The organism is Vibrio sp. 1159 (assembly GCF_033340395.1).
Classification (GTDB): Bacteria; Pseudomonadota; Gammaproteobacteria; order Enterobacterales; family Vibrionaceae; genus Vibrio; species Vibrio alginolyticus.
Genome location: NZ_JAWOWL010000037.1, coordinates 38,038 through 54,139 on the forward strand (window position 1 = coordinate 38,038; position 16,102 = coordinate 54,139).

Annotated in this window: 14 protein-coding genes and 1 riboswitch; of the genes, 10 read left to right on the forward strand and 4 right to left on the reverse strand. The window is 45.4% G+C overall.

Translation table 11 applies throughout. The features are described 5' to 3' along the window. Positions 1 to 105 precede the first annotated feature (105 nt). Both R7127_RS21840 and ubiA read left to right on the forward strand, forming a co-directional pair. On the forward strand, positions 106 to 645 hold the full coding sequence (locus R7127_RS21840) for a chorismate lyase (protein WP_005378686.1): 540 nt from the start codon (positions 106 to 108) through the stop codon (positions 643 to 645). Then, positions 646 to 1,500 carry a 4-hydroxybenzoate octaprenyltransferase gene (gene ubiA / locus R7127_RS21845; protein ID WP_005378684.1) on the forward strand — a complete coding sequence of 285 codons (855 nt, stop codon included), beginning with the start codon at positions 646 to 648 and terminating at the stop codon, positions 1,498 to 1,500. It begins immediately after the preceding gene. 64 nt (positions 1,501 to 1,564) lie between these two features. On the opposite strand, the gene plsB is transcribed toward ubiA, so the two are convergent. Beyond that, positions 1,565 to 3,991, reverse strand: coding sequence for a glycerol-3-phosphate 1-O-acyltransferase PlsB (plsB, locus tag R7127_RS21850; protein ID WP_033907264.1), 2,427 nt, complete (start codon positions 3,989 to 3,991; stop codon positions 1,565 to 1,567). 368 nt (positions 3,992 to 4,359) lie between these two features. Between plsB and lexA the strand changes: the two genes are divergently transcribed. From lexA to dinF, 3 genes are all read left to right on the forward strand, one after another. Then, positions 4,360 to 4,980: a transcriptional repressor LexA gene (gene lexA / locus R7127_RS21855; RefSeq protein ID WP_005378682.1), complete on the forward strand. Its 621-nt coding sequence runs from the start codon at positions 4,360 to 4,362 to the stop codon at positions 4,978 to 4,980. Between the two features lie 184 nt (positions 4,981 to 5,164). Then, entirely contained in the window at positions 5,165 to 5,959 is a 795-nt protein-coding gene (locus R7127_RS21860) for a class I SAM-dependent methyltransferase (RefSeq protein WP_005378679.1), read from the forward strand. Positions 5,960 to 6,014: 55 nt separating this feature from the next. Next, positions 6,015 to 7,364: an MATE family efflux transporter DinF gene (gene dinF / locus R7127_RS21865; protein WP_017636071.1), complete on the forward strand. Its 1,350-nt coding sequence runs from the start codon at positions 6,015 to 6,017 to the stop codon at positions 7,362 to 7,364. 57 nt (positions 7,365 to 7,421) lie between these two features. Here dinF and sthA read toward each other — a convergent pair whose 3' ends face one another. Continuing rightward, a complete protein-coding gene (gene sthA, locus R7127_RS21870; RefSeq protein WP_006742759.1) occupies positions 7,422 to 8,852 on the reverse strand; it encodes a Si-specific NAD(P)(+) transhydrogenase in 1,431 nt (476 codons plus the stop codon). A gap of 263 nt (positions 8,853 to 9,115) precedes the next feature. On the opposite strand from sthA, the gene fabR reads away from it, so the two are divergent. Next, positions 9,116 to 9,757: an HTH-type transcriptional repressor FabR gene (gene fabR, locus R7127_RS21875; protein WP_005378632.1), complete on the forward strand. Its 642-nt coding sequence runs from the start codon at positions 9,116 to 9,118 to the stop codon at positions 9,755 to 9,757. Then, positions 9,757 to 10,122, forward strand: coding sequence for a YijD family membrane protein (locus R7127_RS21880; RefSeq protein ID WP_005378634.1), 366 nt, complete (start codon positions 9,757 to 9,759; stop codon positions 10,120 to 10,122). Before fabR ends, R7127_RS21880 begins: the two co-directional genes overlap by 1 nt. Positions 10,123 to 10,187: 65 nt before the next feature. On the opposite strand, the gene trmA is transcribed toward R7127_RS21880, so the two are convergent. After that, a complete protein-coding gene (gene trmA, locus R7127_RS21885) occupies positions 10,188 to 11,297 on the reverse strand; it encodes a tRNA (uridine(54)-C5)-methyltransferase TrmA (RefSeq protein ID WP_033907263.1) in 1,110 nt (369 codons plus the stop codon). A gap of 184 nt (positions 11,298 to 11,481) precedes the next feature. Beyond that, positions 11,482 to 11,682, forward strand: a riboswitch (cobalamin riboswitch). 55 nt (positions 11,683 to 11,737) lie between these two features. On the opposite strand from trmA, the gene btuB reads away from it, so the two are divergent. The 3 genes from btuB to murI are packed head-to-tail and all read left to right on the forward strand — an operon-like array spanning position 11,738 to position 15,160. Continuing rightward, positions 11,738 to 13,573, forward strand: a complete 1,836-nt coding sequence (gene btuB, locus R7127_RS21890) for a TonB-dependent vitamin B12 receptor (RefSeq protein ID WP_033907262.1) — start codon at positions 11,738 to 11,740, stop codon at positions 13,571 to 13,573. Positions 13,574 to 13,632: 59 nt separating this feature from the next. Then, a complete protein-coding gene (locus tag R7127_RS21895; RefSeq protein ID WP_318148532.1) occupies positions 13,633 to 14,325 on the forward strand; it encodes an ATPase in 693 nt (230 codons plus the stop codon). A 31-nt stretch (positions 14,326 to 14,356) separates the two neighbouring features. Beyond that, on the forward strand, positions 14,357 to 15,160 hold the full coding sequence (murI, locus tag R7127_RS21900) for a glutamate racemase (protein WP_033907261.1): 804 nt from the start codon (positions 14,357 to 14,359) through the stop codon (positions 15,158 to 15,160). On the opposite strand, the gene R7127_RS21905 is transcribed toward murI, so the two are convergent. After that, positions 15,123 to 15,578: an RNA-binding protein gene (locus R7127_RS21905; protein WP_033907260.1), complete on the reverse strand. Its 456-nt coding sequence runs from the start codon at positions 15,576 to 15,578 to the stop codon at positions 15,123 to 15,125. The two genes, murI and R7127_RS21905, sit on opposite strands and share 38 nt — an antisense overlap. Between the last annotated feature and the right edge of the window lie 524 nt (positions 15,579 to 16,102).

The window sequence follows — 16,102 nt, forward strand, 5'->3', positions numbered from 1 at the left end:
AATGGGCCGTCTATAACAAATAACGGAACTTACGGTTACATACATTACTATGGACGGTAAGTTGTTGCTTTATTGTACGCATAAAGCCTCCAATTGAATACTAGTATGAATCAGCCAACATCACTCTATCTTGCTTCTTTATTGGAAGTAGAGTGGCAAAACCCCGAAGAATTCGAATTTCCAAATGAATTTGCCAAGCACTGGCTTGAAGAGCAAGGGTCTTTGTCACGTCGTTTAAAACAGCACTGCCAAGCGTTAACGGTAGAATTGCTACAAAATCAGATCGTCACTGCAGCGACATTAAAACAGGACGAAAGCCAGTTATTGTCCGAACAAGATTGCTTACTGAGAGAGGTAATTTTGTGCGGTGACAATAATAACTGGGTTATTGGGCGGACATTGATTCCTCGCTCAACCTTAGTTGATCAGCAGTATGATTTGGCTCAACAAGGGGATATCCCATTAGGACTAACTGTGTTCAGCGCAGATAACGTTGAGCGGGACTCTTTGCAAATGGGATGGGTAGCCGTACCAGAAGGACGTTTGTTAGCGCGACGCTCAAGGTTGTGGATGAATCACAAACCGATGCTAGTCGCCGAGTTATTCTTATCTAATTCACCAGTTTACGCTAAGGAGACAGTGTAAATGTCCGCAGAAAAAGCCAAAGCATATTGGCAACTGATGCGCATGGATCGCCCGATTGGTTCACTGTTACTGATGTGGCCAACGATTTGGGCGCTAATTATCTCAGCCCAAGGGATGCCAAGTTGGGATGTATTCATCGTGTTTGTATTGGGTGTTTTCCTAATGCGTAGTGCGGGGTGCGTGATTAATGATTTTGCAGATCGCAAAGTCGACGGCCATGTAAAGCGTACTAAGCAACGTCCACTGCCATCAGGGAAAGTGACAGCAAAAGAAGCGATTGGATTATTTTTGGTTTTGGGTATCAGCTCGTTTTTGTTAGTGCTGACCATGAACCCGCTGACGATTCAGCTATCCTTCGCTGGCATTGTGTTGGCGTTCATCTATCCATTTATGAAGCGTTACACTCATATTCCACAGCTATTTTTAGGCTTGGCTTTTAGCTGGGCGATTCCAATGGCGTGGGCTGCACAAACTGGGGAATTACCATTAATTGTTTGGTTTTTGTTCCTCATTAATGCTTTGTGGACCATTGCGTACGACACTCAATATGCGATGGTAGACCGAGATGATGATCTAAAGATTGGCATTAAATCGACGGCAATTCTGTTTGGTCGTCATGACAAGCTTATTATTGGTGTGTTGCAACTGATTACACTCGCGATGTTGGTTTGGTTAGGGCAGTTCTACCAATTGGGACAAAGTTACTACTGGACCCTTTTGATTGCAGCGTCGTTGTTTGTTTATCAGCAGCACTTAATTCGTCACCGTGAGCGTGAGTTGTGCTTTAAGGCTTTCCTTAACAACAATTATGTTGGCATGGTGATAGCGATAGGGTTACTGGTCGCATTTTGGTAAGCGAAGAAATAGAAAAAGGCATCCGATTGGATGCCTTTTTTCTTATTGGAAGAAGGTAAAACGGTTACGACCGAAGTTGGTGAATACTCTCTTCGATCGTCAGTTTCACTTCTGGATAAAGCAGAGTGAACAGTAGCCGTGCAAATTGCTGCGTTTTCTTCGTGTCACAGTTACCATCGTTATCGAGGTATTTTTGCTGTTTGAGCGTATTGAACATGGCGGTAAACACACCTTTATCGAAGAATTCTGGCGCATTAATACCGTGCAAACGCCCTAGGCGCTGAGCAATATCTTGGCTCTTCTGCTCTAGGTCCGATTTACCCAGCTCAGGGTAAGCAACAAGCAAGTTCATCGCGATAGAGTAGCGTTGCAGCGTTTCAGTTATCGTTCGACCTAACAGAACCAAAGGCTGGTTGTTCGATTGATTGATCTCTAGCTTATCACCATCCAGACTAATCATTTTCTGATCGGCAAATTCATGCAGTGTTTTAACGACCAATTCATCTAACTCGTCTTCTTGGTAACTTAAGAACAGCTCTTTCTTCAAGAATGGGTAGATTTGCGCGACATTCGCTTGAATCTTGGCTACCGAAAGGTTGCGCTGACGAATGAGCATTTGGGCAATTAATGACGGCAGAGCGAACAAGTGGATGATGTTGTTGCGATAGTAGGTCATCAGGATCGATTGGCTACGGTCCAGCGAAATGATGTCACCCATGCTATCGGTTTCAATCACGAACTTATCAAGCGAAATTGCATGATCGACCAACTCCTCAGCACTTTCGGTAGGGATAGTGGAGGTGCTTGAGTACGGGTTATTTTTGAGTAGCTTTAAGTAACACTCAATCTGATTGATCAGCGAGTCACGAGAAAGTGCACGTTGACGAGAAGCAAGCAGTGCGGTTGCACACAAGGTCAACGCGTTTGCCGCCGCCGCATCGTTGATGTGCGTCATCATCTTATTAGCAAGGTCGTTCACCACAGGATTCATCCATTGTGGTTTGTTACCACCCATGCTGTCGATGTCTTTCGTCCACTCAGGAGCATGCTCGTTCAAGTATTGGTTGAGCTGAATTGGCTCACCGAAGTTCACATAGCCCAAACCAAAGTTACGCAGTTTACGCAGAGTACGCAGTACAAGCCCTGCGTTTTCTTTCTCTTTGCGTTTGCCACGCAGCTCTTTCGCGTAAGTGCCCACTTCCATTACGTGCTCGTAGCCTATGTAGACCGGCACTAGCGTTACTGGGCGGTTTAAACCACGTAGCATTGCTTGGATGGTCATAGCCAGCATACCCGTTTTCGCTTGCAGTAAGCGACCTGTACGTGAACGACCACCCTCACTGAAGTACTCGACTGAATAGCCTTTGGCAAACAGCTCAGCTAGATACTCACGGAAAATGGTTGAGTACAGTTTGTTGCCTTTAAAACTACGACGAATAAAGAACGCCCCACCACGACGGAAAAGGGGACCGGCCGGGAAGAAGTTCAAGTTAATGCCTGCCGCAATGTGCGGAGGCACCATGCCTTCATGGTATAAAACATAAGACAACAGCAGGTAGTCCATATGACTACGGTGACAAGGAACGTACACAATTTCGTGGCCGTCTTGCGCTAAACGACGCACAGTCGAGGCGTTATTGATGTGCAAACCTTGGTATAGTTTTGTCCATAACCAACTCAGGATGCGGTCGCCGTTTTTCACCAGACTATAGGAGAAGTCGGCAGCGATTTCATCCATGATGTCGTGGGCTTCTTTACGTGCCTTATCAATCGAGATGTTTTTGCTCTTGGCTTCGTCAGCAATCGCCAGTTCAATAGCTGGAGATTTTAGTAAACGAGCAAACAACACTTGGCGTTGTGGCAGGTTTGGGCCTGAAGCAGCCAGTTTCTGGCGTGAGAAGTGGATACGCGCCACGCGAGCCAGTTTGTGCGCAATTGCGCTGTCGGTACCGTGGGAGTCTGCCATATAACGCAGAGATACCACGGGACTAAAGCGAACTAAGCAGTCGCGTCCCGCCGCCATTACCGCTTTGGCTTTTTGCGGACCATTCATCGGTTGAAGGTAAGGCTTTTGGTTCTCTTCTTTACCTGGCTTACGACCCCAAAGCACGGTTGCAGGGATCATTTGAACATCCAACTCACTATCCAGCTTGTGCAGTTCCAGTAAGTCAGTGAACAGAGAAACAGAATCGGTTGGGACATCATTATCGTTGTTCATCACAGTTGGACGCGCAGCGATAAAGACGAAACGGTTCAGCGTTTTGCCATTGATTTCCAGCGGGCTGAGCGGGTCGGGTAGACCAAGGCTCATGGCTTGTTTTTGCAGTGTCAGCAAATCCACGTTCGAGCGGAACGGCAGGGCATATACAATCGGTTTAGTTAGGTCGATGTTCAGATCTTCAATCGGGTTCGACGGGATTGCGGTGCCCTTTACCAGTACCGATAAAGGTAGTTTTAGTAATGAACGTGAAAATGATTGTCCAGAAGACATAAAGTTCACAGCCTCAATAGGTATTCAAACAGGCCTAACCTTATTTCAGTTTCCGCTTTGCATGTCTTCTCTATAAAAAGAGATGAGTACGGCAATAGAAATAAGCCTAGGCGATAAAATTTAAGCGCTGCAAGGATACCAGAAACTGGTCAAACCTTTTAATTTTATTGGCTGTAAATTAGTCGAACCCCTAAGTTATTGCTTTGACTTGATTAACTGAAAAGTCGGTGTTTTAAACGAATAAAGAATGAACTTAATTGGTAAGCTGAAAGCTCCCCACAAATAAATTAAAAAACAACCAATTGGGTTTTCATTTGAGCATTTACTGGATATACTCACAGTTAACTGTATAAAAAGACAGGTGAGACATGAAGCCGTTAACGCCACGCCAACAACAAGTCTTCGATTTGATTAAAAGTAAAATCGACGACACCGGAATGCCACCAACTCGTGCAGAGATTGCGCGTGAGCTTGGCTTCCGCTCTGCGAATGCCGCAGAGGAACACCTAAAAGCGCTTGCTCGTAAGCAAGCAATTGAAATTATTCCAGGCGCTTCTCGTGGGATTCGTATCCTGCTTGAAGACGCAGCCAATGATGAGCAGGGTTTGCCTTTGATTGGTCAAGTCGCAGCGGGTGAGCCAATTCTGGCTCAAGAGCACGTAGAGGCGCACTACCAAGTCGATCCTGCGATGTTCAAACCGCAAGCGGATTTCTTACTTCGTGTAAATGGCGAGAGTATGAAAGACATCGGGATTATGGATGGCGATTTGCTCGCGGTGCATAAAACCCAAGATGTGAGAGACGGTCAAGTTGTCGTTGCGCGTGTTGATGATGATGTGACTGTGAAGCGTTTGGAGCGCAAAGGTTCAACCATATTACTGCATGCTGAGAATGAAGAGTTTGCCCCAATCCAAGTGGACTTAACGTCTCAGCACCTTACGATTGAAGGCTTAGCCGTTGGTATTATTCGCAATACCGATTGGATGTAAGTGTGTTTAAGCAGCCCAGTTCATCTGGGCTGTTTTGTCTTTTCTCTTTTTCTACTTCCTCCAAAAGCTTGCTCATCATCTTGACCTTGTTTGTTTTGACCAATTTATAAGCTTGATAATGTAATTGATATTCATTATCATCTTTATTAATGTCTATGTTTTCTCTCTGGCGCAGGAAATGCCCATGTCTCAGTCTAAACATCAAGTTCCTAACCATTTATTAAAGCCACTGTTATTGCGTAGCCGTGAAAGCATGGTCGACAATGGCTTGGTGTACGATCCGATAGCTGCTAAAGCGTGTTTGAGCTGTAAGATGGCGCCGGATTGTTTGAGTGGTGATATTGCGCAGAAGCAATTGCTGCACGTGACGCTGACTCAGCTTTGTGACCAGCAGGTTAGTCACTTCTTACAGCAGTATCCCGATGCCTGGATAATCAATGTCGGAGCGGGGTTGGATACCCGCTTTTATCGTTTGGATAATGGACGCTGCCATTGGATAGAGCTGGATGTGACGGAAAATTTGGTATGGCGTCAGCGTTTGTTCCACAAAAATGAACGTTATGAACATCGCTGTGGCAGTGTGGATGAAATGTCGTGGCTAGAGACGTTAGCCATTCCAGAGCAAGCACCGGTACTCATTTTATGTGAAATGGCACTGCTCGATTGCACAGAGCGTCAAGTCGCGAAATTTATTCAAACCTTAGGTCGACATTTTGTTTCTGCTGAACTGTGTATGGTGCTGGCAGGAGATTTAACGGAAACCAAGTGGGGACAAAAGCTTGGCTCTGATCGTTATGCTCATGGCTTTGAAGCGCCTGCAGCACAGATATTGCAATGGTTACCATGGGCACAGTGGGTGAAAGCTTTCTCGCCATTCGATAGATTCTGTTCTCGTTGGAAAGCTTGGCAGCGTTGGCTTAATAAGATTCCAATGTTGAAGCATCGCCTCACGCCAGTACTCGTTCATATCAAGTGGTAATTGGCTAGTCGTTAAGCGCTCAGGTACACTCGTCGATCTTACTGATGAGGTGCCTGTGACAAATTCAATCTTCTCTCCTTTATCTAACCCAAAAGTTCATCGCCAAGTCTTAGCTTTAGCTATACCTATGGTGCTGTCGAATATTACTGTTCCATTGCTTGGTTTGGTCGATGCTGCGGTGATTGGTCATCTAGACCACGCTTGGTATTTGGGTGGTGTTGCGTTGGGCAGCACCATGATCAGCGTGACGTTTTGGCTGCTTGGTTTTTTGCGTATGTCGACTACTGGGTTGGCGGCGCAGTCCTATGGCGGTGAAGACCGAAAGCAACTTGCCTTGGTGTTTATGCAAGGCTCACTTATGGCGCTGCTGTTTGCGTTAGTCTTCCTTATTGCCCATACCCCGATAGCTGATTTGATCTTTGGTTGGAGTGACGCCAGCGCAGAGGTAAAACACTACGGTATGCAATATTTCTCTATCCGTGTGTGGAGTGCCCCCGCTGCGCTAATGAACTTTGTGTTGTTGGGGTGGCTGCTCGGAACGCAAAATTCCAAAGCACCAATGTGGATGGTGATCATCACCAACGTGACGAATATTGCCCTCGATTTGTTGTTTGTGATTGGTTTGGGGTGGAAAGTAGAAGGCGCTGCGCTGGCATCGGTGATTGCTGACTACTCTGGCATGGGTTTTGGTCTCATGTGTGTCTGGAAAACCTGGCGAGAGAGGCAATTACCATCACCTCAAAAGTTGCTAGCCAGCACTCAACACGGTTTAGGGCGATTCGTGAAATTGAATCGCGATATTTTCTTACGCTCTTTGTGTCTGCAAGCGGCTTTTAGCTTTATGACGTTCCAAGGCGCGAGCTTGGGTGATGAGGTTGTCGCTGCAAATGCGGTTCTGATGAGCTTCCTGATGATTATCTCGTATGGCATGGATGGCTTTGCTTATGCGATGGAGGCCATGGTCGGGAAGGCGATTGGTGCCAAAGATAGGCAACAATTGAGTGCATCGCTTGTCGGCACTTTCTTTTGGAGTTTGGTTATTTGCTTAGGACTGACCGCGCTCTTTGGTTTGGCGGGATCGGAGTTGATCGCCATGATCACTTCAATTGAGACGGTCCAACAGCAAGCAGCGGTGTATCTACCTTGGCTGGTGGTGATGCCACTTGCGTCGATGTGGTGCTTTCTATTGGATGGCATTTTTGTCGGTGCAACCAAAGGCAAAGACATGCGCAATAGTATGTTTGTCGCGACCAGCAGTTTCTTCGTTGTCTTTTACTTATTCGCCGAGTGGGAAAATCACGCGCTGTGGTTTGCAATGACGAGCTTTATGTTGATGCGGGGTATTGGTTTAGGGGTTATCTTTCTCTACCAATGGCACAAGGATACCTTCCTAGCACAATGTTGATATAAAAACAGCAGGTCCAAGCCTGCTGTTTTTCTGTCTGCTATCAAGAAGCATCGATTAGAACAAGCGGTTCAAACCATTCAACGCAGCGACACGATACGCTTCGGCCATTGTTGGATAGTTGAAGGTGGTATTGACGAAATACTCGATGGTATTCGCTGAGCCTTTTTGCTCCATAATGGCTTGACCGATGTGGATAATTTCCGCGGCACGTTCGCCAAAACAGTGAATCCCTAAAATTTCTTTGGTTTCACGATGGAACAATATCTTCAAGCTACCGATGTCTTTTCCTGCGATCTGTGCACGAGCTAGATGCTTGAACGAAGAGCGTCCTACTTCATACGGTACTTTCGCAGCTGTTAGCTCTTGCTCGGTTTTACCCACAGAGCTAATCTCTGGGATGGTGTAGATACCCGTTGGAATATCATCAATCAGGTAGTTTTCTGCCTGACCTTTCGTAATGGCTTGTGCGACAAATCGCCCTTGGTCATAAGCGGCGCTTGCAAGGCTAGGGTAACCGATGACATCGCCTACAGCGTAAATGTGTTCGATATCGGTTTGGTAGTTACGGTTTACTTTTAGTTGTCCGCGAGAGTCCGCTTCCAGACCCACTGCACCCAAATTCAACTTATCGGTGTTACCTGTTCGACCATTCGCATACAACAAGCAGTCTGCCTTCATCTTCTTGCCAGATTGTAGGTGAATAATCACGCCATCTTCTGTGCCTTCGATTTTTTCATAGGTCTCATCATTACGAATTACCACACCACTGTTCCAGAAGTGGTAAGACAGCGCATCTGACACTTCGTTATCCAAAAACTCCAACAAGCGGTCGCGGGTATTGATAAGGTCGGTTTTCACTCCAAGTCCGCGGAAGATAGAAGCGTATTCACAACCGATAACGCCCGCACCGTAAATGATGATATGGCGAGGGTCGTGTTTCAGGCTCAAAATGGAATCACTGTCGTAGATGCGCTCATGCAAGAAATCTACGTCGTTAGGCTGATACGGACGAGAACCCGTCGCGATGACAAACTTATCTGCAGAATAGATTTCTTCTGTACCGTCGCTTTGCATCACTGCAATTGAGTAGTTATCGATAAATCGCGCGGTTCCGAACAAAAGTGTGCATGAGTTACGGTCATAAAAGCCCTGACGAAGTCGAGTTTGCTTATCAATGACCGATTTAGCATGATCTAAAATGTCAGAAAATGTTGCATGAACGCTGGTGTTGTTTCGACAAAATAGCGGGTTGCTATTAAATTCGATGATGCGGCTAACGGCATGACGCAGTGCTTTTGATGGAATGGTACCCCAGTGAGTACAACCGCCGCCGACACTGCTTTCTTTCTCGACAATGGCAACATTCAGTCCCGCTTTGGTTAATCCCATTGCAGCCCCTTCTCCGCCAGGGCCACTACCGATTACGATCACGTCATAGTGATTAACATGCGCCATGATGCCTTCCTTGTTATATTTGCTTAACATTGCTTTAGCGCGATTTTAACTCATTTACTCTATTGGTACACGTCATGCCTGTTAGAGAGTGGAAGTGATCACGCAGAATCGACCAAAAGGGTGATTTGGTATGTTGTATGTCTATAAATTGCATCGAGAACATTGCAATTAGATGCATGCCAATAGTAACGTTCTCGGCGCTCAGAGCGAGCGAAGCAACATATCTTTCTCCGTAGGAGCAAATTGCGTTATATTGAGGCTCTTGTACCCTATAGAAAAAGAGCAAGTTAAGAATGAAATCGATGGGAATCCGCGCACAGCAAAAAGAGAAGACACGTCGATCATTGATCGATGCGGCATTTAGTCAGTTAAGTGCGGATCGCAGCTTTTCCAGCCTTAGCTTGCGAGAAGTCGCCCGAGAGGCAGGGATTGCACCGACTTCTTTTTATCGTCACTTCAAAGATATGGATGAGCTAGGCTTAACCATGGTTGATGAAGGCGGTTTGCTACTACGCCAACTGATGCGTCAGGCGCGTCAACGTATTGTGAAAGAAGGTAGCGTAATTCGTACCTCGGTCGAAACCTTTATGGAATTCATTGAAAGTAGTCCGAACGTTTTTCGTTTGTTGTTGCGTGAGCGCTCCGGCACTTCTGCTGAATTTCGTACCGCTGTTGCTCGAGAAATCCAGCATTTTGCGGCAGAATTAACCGAGTATTTAATGAGCACCGGCGTGACCAGAGAAGAGGCGTATACTCAAGCAGAAGCGTCTGTGACTTTGGTTTTCAGTTCGGGGGCTGAAGCTTTAGATTTAGATCGACGTGAGCGCGATGAACTCGCCGAGCGATTGATCATGCAATTGCGAATGATAGCCAAAGGGGCCTATTGGTATCGCAAAGAACGTGAACGTAACCGATTAAAAGGCGGGATAGAATAATGTCGAATGGAAATAAATCTGAAAAGAAAACGCTGATTTTGGCACTGGTTGCAGGTATGTGTGGTGATGCTTTGTTGTCATGGTTGACCATGAGTGAAGTGTCTTTTTCAATCTTCCCATTGATTGCACTCGTACTGGCTGTACAAGCTCTTTACCAAGAGTACCTAAATAATCCGGTATCAGAAGATATCCCATTAGTTGGCTTGGCGTGTTTCTTCGTAGGTGCGTTTGGTCACTCTGCGTTTATTAAAGCGCAATACCCAGAAGCAGGCTCAAACTTCTTCGCGATCATGGTTTCAATGATCTTACTCGCATGGATTGGTAAGAAGCTAGGTTTTGTCAGCAAGAAGACTTCTGCGGAATAAGCAAACGAATCAAATTAAAAAAAGCGAGCCATTGAGCTCGCTTTTTTTTGTCTGAAGCTGGTGGACTAAGCTTTACGTTCCAATAGCACGCCAGCTTCCATGTGGTGTGTATAAGGGAATTGGTCAAACAGAGCAAAACGCGTCACGTTGTGTGTTTCGCATAGAATGTCCAAGTTCTCTTTTAGAGTCTCAGGGTTACAAGAGATGTACATGATGCGCTCGTAACCTTGCACCATTTTACAAGTATCGACATCCATCCCAGCACGTGGTGGATCGACAAAAATCGTGTTGCAGTTGTAGCTCTTCAGATCCACACCTGCATCTTGTAGACGACGGAATTCACGCTTACCTTCGATCGCTTGAGTAAATTCCTCTGCCGATAGACGTAAGATTTGTACGTTATCAATCTTATTGGCGGCGATGTTGTACTGTGCAGATACCACAGATGGCTTCGCTAGCTCAGTTGCCAGTACGCGGTCGAAATTCTGTGCCAACGCCAGCGAGAAGTTACCGTTACCACAGTAAAGCTCTAGTAGGTCGCCAGTGCTTTCTTGGGTACAGTCGACCGCCCATTCCAGCATCTTCTCTGCGACTTTGCCGTTCGGCTGAGTGAAGCTGTTCTCTACTTGTTGGTAGATGTAGCTTTGACCATTTACATCGAGCTTCTCGATAACGTAGTCTCGGTCTAGGACAATCTTCATCTTACGAGCGCGACCAATGATGTTTAGGTTAAAGCCTTCATCATTTAAACGCTGTTTAAGGGCTTTCGCGTTTTCAATCCACTCTTCATCAAGTTGGCGATGGTAAAGGAGTGAGACCAGAATCTCACCACTTAGCGTCGATAGGAAATCCACTTGGAACAGTTTACGACGTAGTGAGTCGTTGTCTTTCATCGCTTCAACCAATAGCGGCATCAGGTCGTTGATCAGACGGCTTGCTGCAGGGAATTGGTCAACACGGTACTTCTCACGAGTTTCTTGGTTGAACATGATGTAGTAAAGATCTTCGCCTTCATGCCAAACACGGAACTCAGCACGCATGCGGTAGTGCTGCTCTGGTGATTCAAACACTTCCAGTTCTGGCATGTTGTATGGCGCGAACATATCCGTGAGACGTTCGACTTTTTCAGCCAGTTGTTCTTGGTAGCGTTGTGGGTTTACATCAAGAGTAGCCATGATCTTACCTTTTATGGTGCATTCAATTTAAGAGCGCAGATTTTATTCAATCTCAATAGGATGTCCAGTTTTGTACTGGAATTGATTTAAAGATAGTGCGTACAGGCAGAGTAGAAAGCAAAATCAATCAAAACGTTACAACTTCTAAGGGCAATATTGGCTGGACAAATAATCAATAGCTGAATAATATTTGCCTCAAGTTGGTGCTATCTAGCAATCTAGATGGCTGAAATGGGAATCTGGTGTGAATCCAGAACTGACGCGCAGCGGTAAAAGAGAACGAACGCTCATCAGACACTGCATTAGTTTATGTGGGAAGTCGAGCAAGTAGGCGGTACACCCGTGCTCTTGAGTCCGAATACCTGCCAACAACTGAGCCACAGCACTGGACTGTCATGATGACAGGGCTCGGAAGGAATTACGCGATTTAGGACAATACAATGAGAAAATCCGCACTGGCGATCACTTTGGCATCGCTGCTTTCACCTGTCTCTTATCTACAGGCCCAAGAAACCTCCACTGACGAAACCATCGTTGTTACGGCAAACCGTTTTGAGCAAGCCGAAAGCCGTACGTTGGCAGATGTCGAAGTAGTTACTCGACAAGACATCGATCGCATTCAAGCGAAAACCCTACCAGATGTATTGCGTCGCCTTACCGGGATTCAAGTTTCACAAAATGGTGGTCGTGGTCAGCTAGCGTCTTTATTTGTTCGTGGAACCAGTTCCGACCAAGTTTTAGTACTGGTTGATGGCGTACGTTTTGCACGAGCAGCGAAGGGCGCTGTGGACTTTAACCAAATCCCGCTTACTTACGTTCAACGTATTGAGTACGTGCGTGGTGCGCGTGCGTCACTTTACGGCTCAGAAGCGATTGGTGGCGTGATCAATATCATCACCATTGCGCGTGCTGACGAAGAAGGAACGAAGTTAAGTGCGGGTTTAGGCAGCTTAGATTACCAGGAATTGAGTGTGGCATCTGGTATTAAAGTCACAGAGAGCGGCCAGCTAAATATCGCGCTTGGTAGTGAAAGTGATGATGGTTATAACGTTCGTCCTGTACCGGGAGTTAATGACGGTGATCGCCATGGCTTTGATACAAAGAATGGTCTGCTAGGTTACGTGCATAACTTCAATGATCAGTGGTCTGCATTTGGTAACCTACGTGCTTACGAAAATGTTTATCAATATGACAGCAGCTACGGCAGTCGCGGTTACTACGAAGCAGAAAAAGACGATCTTTCTGTCACTCTGGGCGGTAAGTATCAGTCTGATAATGTAATGTCAGAACTACAAGTAACGGCACAGAAACAGAAGTCTTGGAACTATGAGCAAGCAAAAGGCAAACACTCAGGTACTAAAGATGAACTTGAGCAGCAGAATGTACAGTGGACCAACAGTTACTTGCTAAACAACAATACGACGTTGGCTGGTGGTATTGATTGGCGTAATGAGTCTTATAAAGACAAGAGTGCGAATAAAACGTTTGATCGTACCAATGGCGCTCTGTTTGGTATGGCAACGACTAGTATTGATAAAGCAATGCTTGAGGGCAGTGCTCGCCTTGATGATAACGAAGAATACGGTAGTGAGTTCACTTACAGTTTAGCGGCTGGTTACCAATTTGTGCCAGAGTTTGGGGTTAAAGCTTCTTTTGGTACTGCGTTTAAGGCTCCAAACCTATATCAACAGTATGACCCAACATACGGTGAGAAAGATCTGAAGCCGGAAGAGTCAGATGCTTGGGAGCTAGCATTCAGCGGTGATGTCCAAGGCGTTTTTTGGTCCGTCACGGGTTATGACTATAAAATCACGAATCTTATCGATTACCATCCAACCACATACAAATATTTGAATGTCGATGGTGAAACACATATCCAAGGTGTGGAGCTTGTTGCTGAGTTTGATACAGGGATTGTGCAGCACCAGTTGAGTGCAGATTACAAAGATGCTGAAGACGATAAAGGGCATCAGTTGCAGCGCCGCGCTAAAGAAATGTATAAGTGGAATGCTTTAGTGAGCTTCGATAAAGTGGATTGGTCGGTTAGCTATCAGTACGTCGGTAAGCGTCCAGATGTGGATTACAGCACTTGGCCTTCACAAGATATTACGCTTTCTTCTTACTCGTTGGTTGATACGGCGGTGACTTACTATCCGAATGAGTCGACCTCTATTAGCGCTCGTATCGATAATCTACTTGATGAAGAGTATGAGATGGCAAAAGGTTACCCTGCTGCAGAGCGAGCGTACTATCTCAACGTTGGCTACGAATTCTAATCGTGAATGAGCACAAACCGCCTTCGGGCGGTTTTTAATATTTTGTGGTGGAAAATCGAATGAAGAAACCCAAGCGAGTGGTGATCAGTTGGTCCAGCGGTAAAGATTCGACATTAACGCTTGAGCGCCTTAACGAGAATCCAAATTATCAAGTTGTCGGTTTGTACACGACTTACGTAGGGAAAGAAGTCCCTTTCCAAGCAACTCCGCTTGAAGTCGTACAAATGCAAGCAGACTTACTTGCGCTTCCGCTCATTACTATCGAGCTACCTGAAGTCTTTCCAAGTAACGACATTTATCAATCGACCATCGTTAATGCATTACAAAGTAGTGGTCTGAATATAGAAGCTGTCGCATTTGGTGATATGTTTTGTAATGGCATTGCCGATTACCGACGCAGCTATATTGAACCTGTTGGCTGGGAATGCGTCTTTCCTCTATTAGGGGAGAGCAGCGAAAAACTAGCGATGGAAATCATAGAGCGTGGTATTCAAACTATGTTAATCACCATCGACGGAAGAGTTCTCCCTCCAGAATGGTGTGGTCGCTGGTATGACAAAGCCCTAATAGAGTCATTACCAAGTCAAATTGATCCCTGTGGGGAAAATGGTGAATTTCACACATTGGTTACGTCTTCGCCATCTTTTCAAGGACATATCGAGTTGACGGAGCGAGATGTAGAATCTGGAGATAGATTCAGCCATCAAAGATACCATGCTAAAGCATTGCCAAAACAAATCTACGCAGTATGATCGCAACGTTTCTGTTCTTTAGGTAAGACTCGTGCGAGTAGCAAGTAAGAAAAAAGTCCTAGTTTTTGACTCTGGTGTTGGTGGTCTTTCTGTATTCCAAGAGATACATCGCCTATTGCCCCAGTTAGACTACTTATACTTATTCGATAATCAGGCTTACCCTTATGGTGAACTCGATCAGGCTGTACTCATTTCACGAGTTAACCAACTGGTCTCTTCATTAGTCGAAGAACACCAAGTCGACGTTGTTGTCATTGCTTGCAACACGGCGAGCACCATAGTGCTTCCTTCCTTACGCGAAAATTTATCGATTCCCGTTGTTGGTGTTGTCCCTGCGATTAAACCCGCATCGCTTTTAGCATCAAAAGGGGTAGGGCTGATCGCCACTCCGGCGACAGTAACACGCCAATATACTCACGAGTTAATACGGGACTTTGCGCAAGGCAAACCAGTTGAGCTGGTGGGATCAACTCGCTTGGTAGATATGGCCGAAGAGAAGTTGCGAGGCAACAGCGTTTCTCTCGACGAACTGACAAATATCCTGCTTCCCCTTCGCGATAAAGTCGATGTTGCGGTGCTCGGTTGTACTCACTTCCCTTTAATCAAAGAGGAGATTCATCAAGCTTTGGGTGGGGACGTTACTTTAATTGATTCAGGCGCAGCGATTGCACGTCGAGTAAAAGCATTGCTATTAAGTGATGAAATTGAGGATACAGAAGAGGGAAGTAAGTCGATTTATGCCAGTGCAACTCCTTGGCAGGAAGATGCACTGAACATTTGTTTAAAGAAGCTAGGTTTTAATCCTGTTCAGGTTTACCGCCATCCGGATGTTTAGGATCGTTCGCAATTCTCACTTTTAGCGTTCTCTCCATATATTCCTTTTCATTAAGTTTAGCGATAGCTGGCTTGGCATCTGCCGCAGCCATCACTACAAAACCAAACCCTCTTCTTTTTCCAGTGCGCTTATCTTTCATTAAGCGTACTGCATAGACCTGTCCATATTCAGCAAACAAATCGCGAACATGACTCTCATTGGCCTTATAAGGAAGGTTGCCGACATACAGCGTTTTAGTTGAAGGATCAGGATCCGAAGATTGAAGAATAGGTGTTTTGCTAGAAAATGAAAAAAGAAAAGCAGTAGCGATAACACCAATGAGGAAGCTCAAGGCTGGTGGGATGATGAATTGAGAGAAGATGATTCCCCCAACGATGGCCAGCCCAACACATAAAATCAGATTTTTTTTAGACGTCATTTTAATTACTACACATAGTGATAAAGAGATCGATTGTCCATTAACAGAATAGACACATGAATCTTACGTATATGGTTGGTGTTTTTCCAACCAATTGCTGTGATATGTCTCAAATGTGACGAAGAAATATGCAAATATCGCACTTTTGGATAATTTGTGACCGGTTGGTTTTTTATTTGCAAAAAACGCTTGTACTAATTTCTCAACCCCCTATACTGCGCATCCACCGACACGGAGTGAGACGAAAGTCACACAGCGAGTCGAGAAGAGAGAAAAAAGAATTTGAAAAAAATGCTTGACTCTCTCACGGTGTGAAGTAAGATACGCACCCCTAACGACGAGCAACTAAGTTGCTGAAAACGTTAGAAAAGCTCTTTAAAAATAAGAACCTATCAATCTGTGTGGGCACTCGTTGATGATAATCCAATTCGATACCTTGGTATCAAATTAGGTTTCAATGATACGAAGTGACCATTGAATCTTCGGATTCAGCACAGTCAATTCAAACATTACTTATGTAATGT

Excerpts from the sequence above, each read along its gene's own strand:
- R7127_RS21840 (WP_005378686.1), top strand. The coding sequence starts at position 106 with ATGAATCAGCCAACATCACTCTATCTTGCTTCTTTATTGGAAGTAGAG.
- ubiA (WP_005378684.1), top strand. The coding sequence starts at position 646 with ATGTCCGCAGAAAAAGCCAAAGCATATTGGCAACTGATGCGCATGGAT.
- plsB (WP_033907264.1), bottom strand. The coding sequence starts at position 3,991 with ATGTCTTCTGGACAATCATTTTCACGTTCATTACTAAAACTACCTTTA.
- lexA (WP_005378682.1), top strand. The coding sequence starts at position 4,360 with ATGAAGCCGTTAACGCCACGCCAACAACAAGTCTTCGATTTGATTAAA.
- R7127_RS21860 (WP_005378679.1), top strand. The coding sequence starts at position 5,165 with ATGTCTCAGTCTAAACATCAAGTTCCTAACCATTTATTAAAGCCACTG.
- sthA (WP_006742759.1), bottom strand. The coding sequence starts at position 8,852 with ATGTTAAGCAAATATAACAAGGAAGGCATCATGGCGCATGTTAATCAC.
- fabR (WP_005378632.1), top strand. The coding sequence starts at position 9,116 with ATGAAATCGATGGGAATCCGCGCACAGCAAAAAGAGAAGACACGTCGA.
- R7127_RS21880 (WP_005378634.1), top strand. The coding sequence starts at position 9,757 with ATGTCGAATGGAAATAAATCTGAAAAGAAAACGCTGATTTTGGCACTG.
- trmA (WP_033907263.1), bottom strand. The coding sequence starts at position 11,297 with ATGGCTACTCTTGATGTAAACCCACAACGCTACCAAGAACAACTGGCT.
- btuB (WP_033907262.1), top strand. The coding sequence starts at position 11,738 with ATGAGAAAATCCGCACTGGCGATCACTTTGGCATCGCTGCTTTCACCT.
- R7127_RS21895 (WP_318148532.1), top strand. The coding sequence starts at position 13,633 with ATGAAGAAACCCAAGCGAGTGGTGATCAGTTGGTCCAGCGGTAAAGAT.
- R7127_RS21905 (WP_033907260.1), bottom strand. The coding sequence starts at position 15,578 with ATGACGTCTAAAAAAAATCTGATTTTATGTGTTGGGCTGGCCATCGTT.